At 73.8% G+C, this 17791-nt stretch carries 1 protein-coding gene; it reads right to left on the bottom strand.

Annotated elements, in window-relative coordinates:
* Positions 1-2: 2 nt before the first annotated feature.
* On the bottom strand, positions 3-17753 hold the full coding sequence (locus JOM49_RS25530; RefSeq protein WP_209666766.1) for a non-ribosomal peptide synthetase: 17751 nt from the start codon (positions 17751-17753) through the stop codon (positions 3-5).
* Positions 17754-17791: the final 38 nt, after the last annotated feature.

The following is a 17791-nucleotide window of genomic DNA, read 5'->3' as shown; positions in this document are numbered from 1 at the left end:
CCTCACGATTCCTGGTCGGAGGCGAGGCTTTCCAGCTCGCCCAGGATGAGTTCCTCGACTGTTCCGGCGAGTCCGGCCACGGTGCGCGCGGTGAGCACGTCGGCGGGGGTGATCCGCACGGCGAACAGCGCACTGGCCTTGGCCGCGATGTGCAGGCCCTTCAGCGAATCGCCGCCGAGGGCGAAGAAGCTGTCTTCGATGCCGATCGGTGTCGTGCCGAGCACGTCGGCCCAGATCGCGGCGAGCGCCTGCTCGGTCTCGGTGTCCGGTTCGACGTGCCCGGTCTCCGGCGCGGCGGGCGCGGGCAGCGCACGCCGGTCCAGCTTGCCGTTGGTGCTGAGCGGGAGCCGGTCCAGCGCCACGAACGCGGACGGCACCAGGTAGTCCGGCAGTTCCCCGGCCAGGAACGCGCGGAGCGCCTCTTCGCCGGTGTCCGAGACGACGTAGGCCACCAGCCGCTTCACGCCCGGCTGGTCCTCGCGGACCACGACCGCCGCCTGCGCCACCTCCGGGTGCCGGGCCAGCACGGCTTCCACCTCGCCGGGCTCCACCCGGAAACCACGCAGCTTGACCTGGTCGTCGACGCGGCCGAGGAACTCCAGCGTGCCTTCCGCGGTCCAGCGGACGAGGTCCCCGGTGCGGTACATCCGCCCGCCGTCGCCGGCCGGGTCGGCGATGAACCGGTCGGCGGTCAGCCCCGGGCGGTTCCGGTACCCGCGGGCCAGCCCGGCGCCCGCCAGGTACAGCTCGCCGGGCACACCCGGCGGCACCGGGCGCAGTCCGGCGTCCAGGACGTGAGCCCGCACCCCGTCCAGCGGGCTGCCGATCGGGACCCGGTCCGGGACCGTCACGTCCATCGGGTGCGCGGTGGCGAAGGTGGTCGTCTCGGTCGGCCCGTAGCCGTCGACGATCCGCAGGCCGGGGCAGGCCTCCAGGACACGCCGCACGGCGGCCGCCGGCACGACGTCCCCGCCGGTCCACACCTCGCGCAACCCGGCGAAGCAGTCCGGGGCCTCCTGGGCCAGCACCCGGAACAACCCGGCCGTGCTCCACATCGCGGTCAGGCCCCGCTCGCGGATCAGCTCGCGCAACGTCGTCGCGTCGACGCTCCCGTCCGGCGCGGTGACCACCCGGCCGCCGGTGAGCAGCGGCACCCACAGTTCGTAGGTGGTGGCGTCGAAGGCCAGCGGGGAGTGCAGCAGGACCCGGTCGTGCGCACCGCCGTGGAACCGGGTGTCCGCGGCCAGCGCGGCGACGTCGCGGTGCCGGACGGCGACGCCCTTGGGGGTGCCGGTGGAACCGGAGGTGTGCATGACGTAGGCCAGTTGCCCGGCGTCGACGGTGACCGCGGGGTCACCGTCGGGTTCATCGTCCACAGAGGACAGCAGGATCGTCCGCGTGAACGGCTGCTCGGTCTCGGCGACGACGAACCGGACCCCGTCGAGCAGCACCCGTTGCCGTTCGGCCGGGGCACGCGTGTCGAGCGGCAGGTAGGCCCCGCCCGCCTTGACCACGGCCAGTTCGGCGACCACGGCCCCGGCGCGGCCGACGGCGAGGCCGACCGGTTCCTCCGGCCGCAGCCCGAGCCCGACCAGCCGGTTGGCCAGGCGGTTCGCCCGGCGGTTCAGCTCCGCGTAGGTGACCTCCTCGCCGTCGAGCACGGCCGCGATCGCCTCCGGCCGGGCGCGGACCTGGTCGGCGAACAAGCCGGGCAGGGACCGCGCCGGCGGCTCCGCGGTGATGCCGGTCCACTGCCGCAGCAGGCCGTCCTCGGCCGGGGTGCTCATCGGGACCGCGCCGAGCGGGCGGTCGCCGTCGGCGGTCAGCTCACCCAGCAGGGTCAGCAGGTGGCGGGCCAGGCGCCCGGCCGTCTCGCCATCGAACAGGGCCGGGTCGTAGCCGAGGTCGACGGCCAGTTCACGGCCCGGCGAGGCGACCACGGTGAGCGGGAAGTTCGTCGTCTCCCGTGCCGAGAGCTCGCGCACGGTCAGGCCGGGTGTCGCTTCGGCGGCGGTGATCGGGTAGTTCTCGAACACCACCAGGCTCTCGCACAGGTTCACCCCTTCCGGGAGCCCGGCCCAGCTCTGCACGCGCGCCAGCGGCAGGTGGCCGTGGCGGCGGGCCTGCGCCTGGGCGGCCTGCAGTCCGGCCAGCCACCCGGCCACCCGCGCGCCGCGGTCGACGGTGACCCGGACCGGCAGTGTGTTGATGAAGATGCCGGTGATGTCGTCCACCCCCGCCACTTCGGCCGGGCGACCGGACGCGGTGGCGCCGAACACGACCTCGTGGTGCCCGCTGTAGCGGGACAGCAGCAGCGCCCACGCCCCCTGCAGCACGGCGTTGTGGGTGAGGCCGTGCCGTTTGACGAACGCGTCCAGGCGGGCGGTCGCGGCCTCGTCCAGCCGCACGGGCAGCCAGTCGGCCGAACACGCGGCGTGCCCGGCGGCCGGGACCCGGTCGGCCGGAACCGGGGTGGGACCCTCGATCCCGGCGAGCGCGGCCCGCCAGAAGCGTTCGGCCTCGGCCTGGTCCTGCTCGGCCAGCCAGGCCAGGTAGTCGCGGAACGGCGGCCGGACGGGCAGGGCCTGCCCGGCGTAGGCGGCGCGGACGTCGGAGAGCACCTGGAAGACGCTCCAGCCGTCGAGCAGCACGTGGTGGAAGGTCCACAGCACCTGGACCTCGGTGTCCGACACCCGGGCCAGCACCACGCGCATCAGCGGGGCCACCGCGAGGTCGAGGCCGTGCTCGCGGTCCTCGGCCAGCAGCCGCCGCAGCCGCTCGGCGCGCTCCTGCTCGTCGCACCCGGTCCAGTCGAGGTGGCGGACCGGCACCCGCGCCGCGCGGTGCACGAGTTGCACCGGCTCGTCGACCCCGGCCCAGACGAACGAGGTGCGCAGGACCGGGGTCCGGTCGACGACCTGCTGCCAGGCCGCGGCGAGCCGCCGCGGCTCGGTCACGCCGTCCAGCACGAACGTGGCCTGCTCGACGTACATGCCCTGCGAGGTCTGGGAAAGCCCGTGGAAGACCATGCCACCCTGCATCGGTGTGAGCGGGTAGATGTCCTCCACCGCCCGGCCGTCCCCGGCCAGCGCATCCACAGTGGACTGATCGAGTGCGGCCAGCGGGAAGTCGGACGGCGTCCGGCCACCGGCGTCCGGCCGGGCGCAGTGCGCGATGATCTCCCGCAACGCGGCGGTCATGCGGCAGGCCAGGTCTTCGACGGTGCGCCGCTGGTGCGCTCCGGTGCCGTGGCTCCAGCTCAGTTCCAGCGTCCCGGCCACGACCCGGCCGACGACGTCGAGGGCATGGGTGCGGGCGGCGTCCGGATCGACGTCGGCGTCGAGCCCTCCGGCGCGGAAGAGCTCACCGCCGGCTTCGTCGAACTGGCCGAGGTAGTTGAAGCTGACCTGCGGATCGATCGCGGGAGCTGTTCCGGCCAGGTAACGCAGCGCGCCGTACCCGATCCCACGCCGGGGCACCGCCCGCAACTGCTCCTTCACCGACTTCAGCGCTGCACCCCAGTCGCCGGGAACATTCAGCGCCACCGGGAAAATACTGGTGAACCAGCCGGCGGTGCGGGACAGATCGACGCCCTCGAACAGGTCTTCCCGGCCGTGCCCTTCCACGTCGACCACCGAAACTCCGCCGGTCCACTCCCCCAGCACCCGGCCCAGCGCGGTCAGCAGCACATCGTTGACCTGCGTCCGGTACACCTCCGGCACCTCACGCAGCAACGCCCGCGTCTCCTCGGCGGTCAGCCTCGTGACCACCTCGCCGATGTCCGCGATCGTGGCCGGACCGGCGCCGTCGGCGGGGAGCGGGCGCACGGGCGGCAGGCTCCGCCAGTGGTCCAGTTCGTCGTCGAAGCCACCGGCCTCCGCGTGCGCGGCGAGCCGCCTCGCCCAGTCCACATAGGACGTCGTCTTCGGCCCGAGGTCCCCGCCCCGGTAGGCGGTTTCCAGGTCTTCGAGCAGGACCCGCCAGGACACGCCGTCCACGACGAGGTGGTGCGCGGCCAGCAGCAGCCGCCGCCCGTCGAGCACGGCCGCGAACAAGGGACCGCGCGCCGGATCGAAGTCGACCTCGTCCACCAGCAACTCGGCCGGCGAGACCGGGTCACCGTGCTGGAGGTCGCCGGTGTCCGGGAAGCGCAGGCGGAGCGCGTCGTGGTGTGCCCAGACGGCCGCGAGCGCGCCACGCAGAGCGGTTTCGTCGACGTCCTCGGCGAATTCCAGCACCACCCGCTGGTCGAACCGCCGCGGTTGCGTGGCGCGGTACCACCGCTGGATCGGGGTGAGCGGCGCCGTGCCGGTGACCGGCCCCTGCTCCGCGGCACGCGGACCGGCCGCCGAGCCGGCGTGGGCAGCCAGTGCGGCGAGCGTCGGGTACCGGAACACGTCGTGGGGCAACAGGGTCAGCCCGGCCCGGCGGGCTCGCGAGACGACCTGGATGCTGAGGATCGAGTCGCCGCCGAGCGCGAAGAAGTTCGCGTCCGCACCGACGTCACCGCAGTGCAGCACCTCCGCCCAGATCGCGGCCAGTGTCCGTTCGGCCCCGGTCGCCGGCTCGGTCCGGCCGCCGGTGGCGCCACCGAACTCGGGGGCGGGCAGCGCCTGCCGATCGATCTTCCCGTTGACGTTCAGCGGAAGGCGGTCGAGCCGGACGAAGGCGGCGGGCACCATGTAGTCGGGCAGGGTGTGCCCGAGGAACGCGGCGAGGTCGCCGGTCGCCGCCGGGTCACCGGTGTAGTAGGCGACGAGGCGTTTGATCCCGTGGTCCTGCCTGGCCAGTACCGCGACCTGGCCGATGGCGGGGTGCGCGGCCAGCGCCGCCTCGATCTCCCCCGGTTCGATCCGGAACCCGCGGACCTTGACCTGCTCGTCGGCGCGGCCGGTGTATTCCAGTTCCCCGCGCGGGTTCCAGCGGACGAGGTCGCCGGTGCGGTACATCCGCTCCCCCGGCGGCCCGAACGGGTCCGGCCGGAACCGGTCCGCGGTCAGGCCGGGGTCGCCGTGGTAGCCGCGGGCCAGTCCGGCCCCGGCCAGGTGCAGTTCCCCCGGCGCGCCCGGCGGCACCGGCCGCAGGCCGGCGTCGAGCACGTAGGCCCGCATGTTGTCCAGCGGCTCGCCGATCGGGATGACCTCGGGGACCGCGCCCGGCATCCGGTGGCTCGTCGCGAAGGTGGTGGTCTCGGTGGGGCCGTACCCGTCCACCACGGCGGTGCCGGGGCAGGCCTCGCGCACCCGCCGGACGGCGTCCGCCGGCACGGCGTCCCCACCTGCCCAGACCTCGCGCATGCCGCGGAAGATCTCCGGGGCCTCCTGCGCCAGCAGGCGGAACAGGCCCGCGGTGACGAACGCGCCGTCCACCCGGTGCTCGGCGATGACGCGCCCGAGGGTGTCCACGTCGAGTTCGCCGGGCGGGGCCAGCACCACCGTGCCGCCGTTGAGCAGCGGCACCCACAGTTCGTAGGTCGAGGCGTCGAAGGCGGGGGACGCGTGCATCAGCACCCGCCGGTGCCCGGTGAACCGCCGGTCGGCCGCCAAGGCCACGACGTCGCGCTGGCGCACCGCCACGCCCTTCGGCTTGCCCGTCGAGCCCGAGGTGTACATGACGTAGGCGAGGTTGTCCGGCTCGGCGACCGCGACCGGCGCACCAGGGCTCTCCCCACCGGGCACCACGACAGGTCCACTGTGGACCGATCGGGCGAACTCGGCCCGGCTTCCCTCGGTGACGAGGATCGGCACACCGGTCAGCAAGGTCCGCAGCCGCGGTGCCGGAGCACGGGTGTCGAGCGGCACGTACGCCGCGCCCGCCTTGACCGCGGCGAGTTCCGCGACGACCAGGCCGGGCGAGCGGTCCATCAGCACCCCGACCAGCGTCTCGGGTCCGGCGCCGAGGGCGGCCAACTGCCCGGCGAGCCGGTCGGCCCGCTCGTCCAGCTCCGCGTAGGTCAGGTCGAGGCCGTCGCCGGTGAGGGCGACCGCGTCCGGGGTGCGGGCCACCTGCCCGGCGAACAGGCCGGCGAGGGTGCCCTCCGGCACGGGGCAGGCGGTGTCGTTCCAGGCGACGAGCACCTGGTGGTGCTCGTCGGCGGTGAGCACGTCGATGTCGTCGAGCGAGCGGTGCGGGTCCTCGGCGAAGGCGTCGAGCACGCCGGTGAGCTGCCGCGCGATCCGCTCGGCCGTCGCGGTGTCGAACAAGCCGGGGTCGTAGCCCAGGTCGATGGTGATCGTTTCGCCCGGCGAGGCGACCACCGTGAGCGGGTAGTTCGTCGTCTCGGCGGCATCGACCTCCCGCAGCCGCAGCCCGTGTGCCTCCTGCGCGGCCGCGTCGATCGGGTAGTTCTCGAAGACGACCAGGCTGTCGAAGAGGCTGCCGGTGGCCCCGCTGAAACCTTGCAGCTTCGTCAGCGGCAGGTGCCCGTACCGGCGGGAGACCACCTGCCGCGCCTGCAACGCGGCCAGCCAATCCGAGACGGGTGCGCGGTCCGCGGTGACCCGCACGGGCAGCGTGTTGATGAAGATCCCGGTGATGTCGTCGGCGCCGGGCAGTTCGACGGGACGGCCGGAAACGGTGCTGCCGAAACAGACGTCGCGTTCCCCGCTCAGCCGGGAGAGCAGCAGCGCCCACGCCCCTTGCAGGACGGTGTTCATCGTCAGCCCGGCTCGCCGGGCGACTTCCTGGAGCCGCGCGGACCGCGCCACGGACACGCGCAGCCACTGCGCCGAGCGGCTGGTGTGTGCCTGGGCCGGGGGCCGGTCGAAGGGCAGCCGGGCGGGTGCGGTGAGATCGCCGAGCTCGTCCCGCCAGTGCTGTTCCGCGTCGGCGTCGTCCTGGTGGGCCAGCCACCGCAGGTAGTCCCGGAAGGGCGGCCGCTCGGGCAGCTCGGCGCCGGCGTGGGCGGCGAAGACGTCCGACAGCACCCCGAAGACGCTCCAGCCGTCGAGCAGGACGTGGTGGAAGGTCCACAGCACCCGGATCTCGGTGTCCGACAGCCGCGCCAGGGTCAGGCGCAGCAGCGGGGTGGCGGTGAGGTCCAGGCCCTCGGCGCGGTCGGCGGCGAGCACGTCCTGCCAGGCCCGGTCGTGCTCCGCCGGGCCGTACCCGCGCCAGTCGTGGTGGGTGACCGGGACGCGGACCCGCCGCTGCACGACCTGGAGTGGTTCCGGGACGCCTTCCCAGACGATGCGCGTGCGCAGCACGGGCGTGCGGTCGACGACCCGCTGCCAAGCCCGCGCCAGCGCCTCCGGATCGCTCGCCCCGTCGAGGACGAACGCGACCTGCTGGAAGTAGAGGCGTTCTTCGCGCTGGGACAGGGCGTGGAAGACCATGCCTGCCTGCATCGGCGTGAGCGGGTAGACGTCCTCCACCGCCCGGCCGTCCCCGGCGATCGAATCCACAGTGGACTGATCGAGCGCGGCGAGCGGGAAGTCGGACGGCGTCCGGCCGCCCGCGTCCGGCCGGGCGCAGTGCCGGATGATCTCGCGCAGCGCGGCGACCAGATCACCCGCGAGCCGGTCCACTGTGGACTTATCGTGCACGCCGTCGGCGTAGTACCAGGTGACTTCGAGCTGTCCCGCCTCCACCCGGCCGACCACGTCGAGCAGGTGCGCCCGCGTCGCGTGCGGACTTTCGTCGGATTCCAGGCGGTGCGAGCCGAACTGGCCGAGGTAGTTGAAGCTGACCTGCGGATCGATCGCGGGCGCCGTGCCGGCCAGGTAACGCAGGGCGCCGTAGCCGATCCCGCGCCGGGGCACCGCCCGGAGCTGCTCCTTCACCGACTTCAGCGCCGGGCCCCAGTCGTCGGGGACGTCGAGCGCGACCGGGAAGACGCTGGTGAACCAGCCGACCGTGCGGGAGGTGTCGACCCCGGCGAACAGGTCCTCCCGGCCGTGCCCTTCCAGGTCGACGACGGGTACCTGGCCGGTCCAGTCCCCCAGCACACGGCCCAGCGCGGTCAGCAGGACGTCGTTGACCTGGGTCCGGTAGGCCGCGGGGACCTCACGCAGCAGGGCGGCCGTCTCCGCCGCGGAGAGCCCGGCGGTGACCGACCGCATCGAGGCGATGGTCGCCTCGCCGTCGCCGTCCACCGGGATCGCCGTGCCGGTGGGCAGCGCGCGCCAATGGCCGAGTTCGTCGTCGAAGCCACCGGCGGCGGTGTGCTCGGTGAGCCGGGTGGCCCACTCGCGGAACGACGTGGTGCGCGGCCCCAGATCGATCGGCTCGCCCCGCAGCGCCTGTTCGTAACCGCGGTCGAAGTCCTCGGCGAGCACGCGCCACGAGACACCGTCGACGACGAGGTGGTGCACGGCGAGGGTGACGCCGTGCTCGGTGGCGGCGAGGCGGACCAGCGGTGCGTCGGCGCCGACCGGGCCGTTCTCCTGGTGCCACCCGCCGCTGTCGGCGCTGTTATTGCGGTCGAACCGCATCCGCAGCGCGTCGTGGTGTGCCAGCAACGCCGCCACGGCCTTGCCCGCCGCCTCGAGGTCCACCCGCTCCGGTCCCAGGCGGACGAACTGGTGGCAGTGCCAGGGATCGGCGGTCCGGGTGGCGAAGAACCACCGCTGGATCGGGGTGAGCGGTACCGGGCCGCTGACCGGGCCGCGTTCGGCGGTCGCGGTGGCGGTGCGCGCCGCGGCGGCGAGCGCGGCCGGGGTGCGGTGGGCGAACAGGTCACCGGGCAGCAGTTCCAGCCCGGCTCGCCGGGCCCGCGAGACCACCTGGATGCTCAGGATCGAGTCGCCGCCCAGCTCGAAGAAGTCGTCGGTGACGCCGACCCGTGCGGCCCCCAGCACCTCGGCCCAGATGCCGGTGAGCAGCCGTTCACGGTCGGTGCGCGGCGGCACATGCTCGCGGACGCCGAACTCGGGCGCGGGCAGCGCGTGGCGGTCTAGTTTCCCGTTGACGTTGACCGGGAAGCGATCCAGCTGGACGAACGCGGCGGGGACCATGTAGTCCGGCAGCGTCCGGGCGAGGAACTCCGCCAGCCCGGCGGTCTCGCCGACGACGTAGGCGACGAGCCGCTTCACGCCGCCGTCGGCCCGCGCGAGCACGGCGGCCTGTTCGACGCCGGGGTGCTCGCCCAGCGCGGCTTCGATCTCGCTCGGCTCGACGCGGAAACCACGCACCTTGACCTGCTCGTCGACCCGGCCGACGAACTCCAGTGCGCCGTCGTCGGTCCAGCGCACCACGTCACCGGTGCGGTACATCTTCTCCCCCGGCGGGCCGAACGGGTCGGCGATGAACCGTTCCGCGGTCGCGCCGGGGCGGCCGAGGTAACCGCGGGCGAGCCCGGCCCCGGCGATGTGCAGTTCGCCGGGCGCGCCCGGCGGCGCGGGCTGCAGGTCGTCGTCGAGGACGTAGACGCGGGTGTTGTCCAGCGGCCTGCCGATCGGCACCACGTCGGGCACGTCGCCGGGCAGCGGGTGCACGGTGGCGAAGGTGGTGGTCTCGGTGGGGCCGTAGACGTCGGCGACCAGGGTGTCCGGGCAGGCCCGCCGCACGCGGCGCAGGGCCGCCGCGGGCACGGCGTCACCACCGGTCCACACTTCGCGGACGCCGGCGAAGACCTCCGGCGCTTCCTGCGCGACGAGCCGGAACAGGCCGGTGGTGAGGAACGCACCGGTCACGCCGTGCGTGGTGAGCGCCCGGCCGAGGGTGTGCACGTCGAGGTCGCCGGGCGGGGCCAGCACGACCGTGCCGCCGTTGAGCAGCGGCACCCACAGCTCGTAGGTGGACGCGTCGAAAGCCTGCGGCGAGTGCAGCAGTACGCGGTCGTGCGCGGCGAACCGCCGGTCGGCCGCCAGCGCGGCGACGTCGCGGTGCCGCGCGGCCACGCCCTTCGGGATCCCGGTCGAGCCGGAGGTGTAGATGACGTAGGCCAGCTGGTCGGGGTGCGTCACCACGTCCGGTGGCGTCACGGGTTCGTCCGTGGCGTCGGCCTCGGTGACGATCACGCCACTGTGGACGTCCTCCGCGGTGGCCAGCCACACCCGGTCGGTCACCAGCACCTCGGCCCCGGCCTCGCGCAGGAGCAGGCGCAGCCGGTCGGCCGGGGCACGCAGGTCCAGCGGCAGGTAGGCGCCGCCGGCCTTGACGATCGCGAGTTCGGCGACGACCAGCGCGGGCGAACGGTCCACCAGGAGCGCGACCCGGTCCTCCGGCCCGACGCCGAGCGCGCGCAGCCGGTGGGCCAGGCGGTTCGCTCGCGCGTCGAGTTCGCCGTAGGACAGCGATTCGTCGTCGGTCACCAGCGCGATCGCTCCGGGGTCGCGGGTCACCGCGGCGGCGAACAGTTCGGGCAGCGCTTCACCGGGAAGGGGACGAGCGGTGGCGTTGCGCTCTTCGAGCAGGTGCCGGATCTCGTCCGGGGACAGCATCGGCACCCGGGTCACCGGCTGGTGCGGCGCGGCGGCGAAGCCGCGGACCAGTGCGGCGAGGTGCTCCGCGAGCCGCTGCGCGAGCGCCTCGCCGATCAGCACGGGATCGTGGGTCAGCACCAGCGACAGGCGGTCGCCGGGATAGGCGACGACACCGAGCGGGTAGTTCGTGCGCTCGGCCGCGCGGACGTCCCGCAGGCCGGAGACCTCGCCGATCGGGTAATTCTCGAACACCACGATGCTGTCGAACAAGCTCTCACCGGTGCCGCCGAGCGCCTGCAACCTGGGCAGCCCCAGGTGCCCGAACCGGCGGGCCTCCGCCTGGTCGGCCTGCAGGGCACGCAGCCAGTCCGCGACGCCGCGGTCGCGGTCGAGCCGCACGCGCACCGGCAGGGTGTCGATGAACAGGCCGGTGATGTCGTGCGCACCGGGTAGTTCGGCCGGGCGCCCGGACACCGTCGAGCCGAAGCACACCTCGTCCTCGCCGCTGTAGCGCGCCAGCAACGCCGCCCACGCGCCCTGCACGACGGTGTTCACCGTCAGCCGGTGCCGCCGCGCGAACGCGTACACCGCGGCCGTCGTGTCGTCGTCGAGGTCCACCGGGACGCGGCCGGTCGAGCTGGCGGTGTGCGTGCGACCGGCGGCGCGGCCGCCGGGCAGCGGTGTCGGTGCGACGCCCGCGAGCCGGGTACGCCAGTGCGCTTCGGCGAGGTGGTCGTCCTGCGCGGCGAGCCAGGCCGCGTAGTCGCGGAACGGGCGCCGCGCGGGCGGTTCCTCCCCGCGCTGCAGTGCGAGCAGGTCGGAGAGCACCCCGAACACGCTCCACCCGTCGAGCAGCAGGTGGTGGAAGGTCCACACGACCCGCACCGACGTGGCCGAGTCCCTGGCGATGACCAAGCGCATCAACGGCGCCCGCGTCAGCTCCAGCCCTGCGGCGAGGTCCTCGGCGAGCAGCCGCCGCAGTTGTTCGTCCGCGTCCTTCCCGGACCAGTCCGGATAGGACACCGGGACTTCGGCGGTGCGCTGGACCAGCTGCACCGGCCGGGGCACACCGTCCCAGACGACCCGGCTGCGCAGCACCGGTGTCCGCTCGACGATCCGCTGCCAGTGCGCGCCGAGCCGGCGCGGGTCGGGCACGTCGTCGAGGGTGAAGGAGATCTGCTCGACGTAGACCCGGTCGCCGTCCTGGGCCAGCCCGTGGAACACCATGCCGGCCTGCATCGGGGTCAGCGGGTAGATGTCCTCGACGTTCCCGCCGTCGCCGGCCAGCTCGTCCAGCTCCGCCTGGCCGAGCCCGGCCAGCGGGAAGTCCGACGGGGTCCGGCCGCCGGCGCCGGGGGTGGCGCAGTGCTCGATGATGCCGCGCAAAGCAGCGAGCAGGTCGTCGGCGAGCCGGGTCACGGTGGCTTCGTCGTGCACGCCTTCGGCGTAGTGCCAGGTGAACCGGAGGGCGCCGGCGTCGACCTGGCCGACCACCTCGAGCAGGTGCGGGCGGCGGCCCGCGGGGTCGGCGTCCAGGGTCAGGCCGTCGCGCGAACCCGCGTACAGCGCACCGGAGAGGTCGAACTGGCCGAGGTAGTTGAAGCTGACCTGCGGATCGATCACGGGAGCCGTCCCGGCCAGGTAACGCAGCGCGCCATACCCGATCCCACGCCGGGGCACCGCCCGCAACTGCTCCTTCACCGACTTCAGCGCCACACCCCAATCCTCGGGAACATCCAGCGCCACCGGGAAAATACTGGTGAACCAGCCGACCGTCCGGGACGAATCGACCCCCTCGAACAGGTCCTCCCGGCCGTGTCCCTCGACGTCGATCACCGGCACCCCACCGGTCCACTCCCCCAGCACCCGCCCCAGCGCGGTCAGCAGCACATCGTTGACCTGCGTCCGGTACACCCCGGGCACCTCGCGCAACAACGCCCGCGTCTCCTCGGCGGTGAGCCGGACGGTCACCTCGCGCGCCTGGGCGACGGTGTTCGCGCCGGAGCCGTCGACCGGGATCGGCGTGGCCGCGGGCAAACCGCGCCAGTGGCCGAGTTCGTCGTCGAAGCCACCGGAACCCGCGTGGGCGGACAGCCGCGCCGCCCATTCGCGGTAGGAGGTCGTGCGCGGGCCGAGGTCGACCGGATCACCGTGCACCAGCTGCCGGTAGGCCCGGTCGAGGTCCTCGAGCAGGATCCGCCACGACACCCCGTCGACGACGAGGTGGTGCGCGGACAGGTGCAGCACGCGCCGGGTGGGCGGCCCGGACAGCCGCCACCGCAGCAGCGAATGCTCGTCGCCGGGGGGCACGTTGTGCAGCCGCCACCGGTCGCCTTCGCGGGTGTACCGCGTCCGCAGGGCGTCGTGGTGCTCGACCAGCGCGTCCATCGCGGCGGTCAGCGGTACCTCGCCGACGTCCTCGGTCAGCTCGACCGCGATGGCCTGGTCGAACCGGTCCGGCACCGCCACGTTTTCGAAGAACCAGCGCTGGATCGGCGTCGGCACGATCTCGCCGGACTCCGGCCCCTGGACCGCGCCGGCCTCGGCGGTGTCGGCGGCGATCGTCGGGGCGAGTGCCGCGATGGTCTGGTGCCGGAACAGGTCGGCCGTGCTCACCGCCAGGCCTTCCCGCCGGGCGCGGGCGCTGACCTGGATGCTGAGGATGGAGTCGCCGCCGAGGGTGAAGAAGTTGTCGTCGACACCGACGCGGGCCAGCCCGAGCACGTCGGCCCAGATCCCGGCGAGCAACGCCTCTCCTTCGGTGCGCGGCGCCACGAAGCGGTCACCGGCCTCGAACCGCGGCTCCGGCAGGGCACGCCGGTCGACCTTGCCGTTGGCGTTCAGCGGCAGCGCGTCGAGCACGAGGATGGCCGAGGGCACGAGGTAGTCCGGCAGCGTGCGCGCCAGCGCCCGGCGCAGGTCTTCGGTGTCCACAGTGGATTCAGTGGATCGTCCGGCCGGGACGACGTAGGCGATCAGGCGGTTGCGCCCGCCGGTCGCGCGCACCACGACCACGGCCTGCGCCACCGCGGGTTCGGCGGCCAGCGCACGTTCCACCTCTCCCGGCTCGACCCGGAAGCCGCGGATCTTGACCTGGTCGTCGGCGCGGCCGGCGAATTCGAGCGTGCCGTCGGTGCGCCACCGGCCCCGGTCGCCGGTGCGGTACATCCGCTCGCCCGGGGTGCCGAAGGGGCAGGCGACGAACCGGTCGGCGGTCGCGCCGGGCTGACCGGCGTAACCGCGGGCGAGCCCCGGCCCGGCGATGCAGATCTCACCGAGCGCGCCACGCGGGACCGGGCGCAGCCCGTCGTCGAGCAGGTACACCCGCATGCCGGTCAACGGGGTGCCGATCGGCACCACGCCGGGGACCGCCTCGGCCGAAGCCATCCGGAAGGAGGTGGCGAACGTGGTGGTCTCGGTCGGGCCGTAGCCGTCGACCACGGCGAGCCGCGGGCACTCGCCCAGCACCCGCCGCACGGCTTCGGGCGGGACGACGTCCCCGCCGGTCCAGACCGCGCGCAAGCCCGCGAAGCAGTCCGGTGCCTCCTCGGCGAAGAGCCGGAACAGCCCGGCCGTGAGCCACATCGCGGTGACCCCGTGCCGGGCGGTGAGCCCTCGGACCGAGTCGGCGTCCACGTCGCCGGGCGGCGCCACCACCACGGTGCCGCCGTTGAGCAACGGGACCCACAGCTCGTAGGTGGAGGCGTCGAAGGCCAGCGGTGAGTGCAGCAGGACGCGCTCGTGGTCACCACCGGCGAAGCGCGGATCCGCGGCGAGGGCCACCACGTCGGCGTGCCGGATCGCCACGCCCTTGGGCACGCCGGTGGAGCCCGAGGTGTACTCGACGTAGGCCAGGTTGTCCGGGCTGAGCCGCACCTCGGGAGCCCGCGCCGGCTCTTCGACTTCGTCGCCCACGAGCCAGGCCTGTCCGATGTGGACGGTGCTGGCGATGTCCTGCCACCGGTCGTCGGTGAGCAGGACCTGTGTCCCGTCGAGCAGCGAACGCAGGCGGTCCTCCGGCGCACGCAGGTCCAGCGGGAGGTAGGCGCCACCGGCCTTGAGGATCGCCAGCACGGCCACGACCAGTTCGGCCGAGCGGTCCATGAGCACGCCGACCCGGTCCTCAGGGCGGACACCGAGCCGGACCAGGCGCCCGGCGAGCCGGTCGGCCCTGGCCCGCAGTTCGCCGTAGTCCCATCGGCGGTCACCGCAGAGCACGGCCGGGGTGTCCGGGTGGCGTTCGGCGGTGCGGTCGAACAGCTCGGGCACCGTGGCGGCCGGTGCTTCCGCCGGTTCACCGTCGCCGAGCAGGAACCGGCGGTCCTGCGGCGCCACCAGCGGGAGGTCACCCACCGGGCGGGCCGGGTCGGCGGCGATGGCGGCGAGGAGCACCTCCAGGCTCGCGGTCAGCCGCTGGATCGTCGCCGCGTCGAAGAGCGCAGTGGCGTACTCCACGGTGACCCGCAGCCCGTCCTCCCGCGGCCAGAACTCGATGACCAGCTCGAACCGGGCCGACGGGCGCGGCAGGCCGAACTCGCTGACCCGCAGACCGGCGGCCTCGCGCGGCCGCACCAGCGGGGTCTGCAGCACGACGACGGCCTGGACCAGCGGCGTCCTCGCCGGATCGCGGTCCGGCTGGACTTCTTCGACCACGCGGTCGAACGAGACGTCGCCGTGCGCGAACGCGTCCAGCACGGTCTCGCGGAAGCCCTCGAGGAAACCGGAGAACGGCTGTACACCGTCCACTTGCGACCGCAGCACCAGCGTGTTGACGAAGAACCCGGTCAGCGGTTCGAGTTCGGGCCGGTCCCGCCCGGCCACCGCGGTCCCGACGGCGATGTCGCGCTGGCCGCCGTACGCCGCCAGGAGCAGTTGCACGGCGGCGGTCAGCGTCATGAACGGCGTGGCGCCGAACCGGCGTCCGGTGTCGGAAACGCGGCGTACGAGGTCCGCGGGCAGATCGTGGTGGTGGACCGCGCCTTCGGTGCTCCGCCGGGGTGGCCGCGGCCGGTCGGCCGGCATGGCCAGCGGTTCGAGCCCGTCGAGCCGCGCACGCCAGTACGGCAGCTGACTGTCGTGATCGGACCGCTGCCGCCAGAGCGTGTAGTCGCGGTAGGCCACGGGCAGGGGCGGCGGCGTGACACCGGCGTAGAAGTCGAGCAACTCGGCGGTCAGGATGCCGACCGAGCGGCCGTCGGTGACGATGTGGTGCTGGCACAGCAGGAGCACGTGCTCCTCCGGGCCATGGGGATACAGCACCGCCCGCGTCAGCGGCCCGGTGCGCAGGTCGAACGGCGCGCTCAGCTCGGCCTCGAGCGCTTCGTCGTCCGCGGGGGAGGTCGCGATCCGCAGCGGGATCTCACCGGCCGGGGCGATCCGCTGCACACCTTCACCGGCGATGGAGTCGAAGGTCGTCCGCAGCGACTCGTGCCGGGCGCAGAGGGACGCGAACGCCCCGCGCAGGGCGTCGAGATCGAGCGGCCCGGACAGGCGGAGACCGACGCCGGTGTTGTACTCGGCGTTGCCACCGGCCAGTTCGTCGAGGAACCACAACCGGCGCTGGGCCGGGGAAAGCGGCAGCACCTCCGCGACCGGAGTCGCGGGGATCACGCTCTCGCCGGCGCGGGGCGCCTCGTCCAGCAGCGAGGCCAGTCCGGCGACGCTGGGGGCGTCGAACACCGCCCGCGCGGAGAGGTGCGCGCCGAACTTCCGCCGCAGGCGCGACAACGCCTGCACGGCGAGGATCGAATCGCCGCCGAGCGCGAAGAAGTCCTCGTCGACACCGATGTGGTCCACGCCCAGCACGTCCGCCAGTAGCCGGGCCACCTCGCGTTCGGTGTCCGTGCGGGGTTCGGTCCTGGCTTCTGCCGCCTGCGGCGCCGGCAACGCACGGCGGTCGACCTTTCCGTTGCCGCTCAACGGAAGCGCGTCCAGGAACACGAACGCGGAGGGCACCATGTAGTCCGCCAGGGAGACGGCGGCCGTCTCCGCAAGATCGCCGGGCGGTCCGTCCGGCGACGCCACGACGTAGGCGACCAGCCGCTTCACCCCCGGGCGGTCTTCCCTGGCGACCACCACGGCTTCCGCCACACCGGGCGCGGCGGCGAGCACGGCTTCGATCTCCCCGAGTTCGACCCGGAACCCGCGGATCTTGACCTGGTCGTCGGCCCGGCCGAGGAACTCCAGCTCCCCGTTCCCGTTGTCGCGCACCAGGTCGCCGGTGCGGTACATCCGCTCCCCCGGCGCACCCAGCGGATCGGCCACGAACGCGTCCGCGGTCGCGCCGGGCCGGGCCCAGTAACCGCGGGCCAGTCCGGCACCGGCGAGGTGCAGTTCCCCCGGCTCGCCCGGCGGGACCGGAACCAGGGCACCGTCGAGCACCCGTACGCCGACTTCGTCCAGCGGGCGGCCGATCGGCACCACGTCCGGGACCTGGTCCGCCGACGTCATCCGGTGGCTCGTCGCGAAGGTGGTGGTCTCGGTCGGCCCGTAGCCGTCGACCACGGTCAGGCCGGGACACCCGCGCAGCACCCGCCGCACGGCTCCGGCGGGCACGACGTCGCCGCCCGTCCACACTTCGCGCACCCCGCGGAAGCAGTCCGGGGCTTCCTGCGCCACCACGCGGAACAGGCCGGCGGTCAGCCAGAGCGAGGTGACGGCGTGCCGCGTGAGCAGCCCGCGCAACGCCTCCACGTCCAGGTCACCGGGCGGCGCGAGCACGACCGTGCCGCCGTTGAGCAGCGGCACCCACAGTTCGTAGGTGGACGCGTCGAACGCCGCCGGTGAGTGCAGCAGCACCCGCCGGTGCGCGCCGCCGGAGAAGCGGCTGTCTGCTGCCAGCGCCGCCACGTCCCGGTGGCGGACCGCCACGCCCTTGGGTGTTCCCGTGGAGCCCGAGGTGTGCATGAGGTAGGCGAGCTGGTCACCGGCCACCCGTGGTGGTGTGAAACCCGTGGACGGCGGTTCGCTCCCGGCGACGACGACCGGGCCGTCGTGGAGCCGCGCGGCACGCACGGGGTCGTCGGTCACCAAAACCGAGACCCCGGCCGTGGCCAGCACCAGCCGCAGCCGCTCGTCCGGGGCGCGGTCGTCCAGCGGCACGTAGACCCCGCCCGCCACCACGGTCGCCAGCTCCGCCACGACCAGTCCGGCCGAGCGCTCGCCGAGCACGCCGACCCGGTCCTCCGCCCCGACACCGAGCCGGGCCAGCCGGGCGGCGAGCGCTTCGGCGCGCTCCGCGAGCTCGGCGTAGGTCAGCCGGACCCCGGCCCCGTCCAGGGCGATCGCCTGCGGCGTCGAACGCACCTGGGCGGCGAACAACTCGGGCAGGGCACCGGTTCTCGCCGCCGCGTCGCCGTCCGCACTCCTCGGCGTGTCTTGCACGGTCATCGTTTTCGCACCTTCCGGGCACAACGGGGGAACCCACC

It is taken from the genome of Amycolatopsis magusensis (genome assembly GCF_017875555.1).
Taxonomy (GTDB): Bacteria; Actinomycetota; Actinomycetes; order Mycobacteriales; family Pseudonocardiaceae; genus Amycolatopsis; species Amycolatopsis magusensis.
Note: the sequence above shows the minus strand (reverse complement) of the source record. Positions and strands in the feature narration are given on the sequence as shown.

Coding starts and splice junctions, on each gene's coding strand:
- JOM49_RS25530 (WP_209666766.1), bottom strand. CDS start 17,753: ATGACCGTGCAAGACACGCCGAGGAGTGCGGACGGCGACGCGGCGGCG.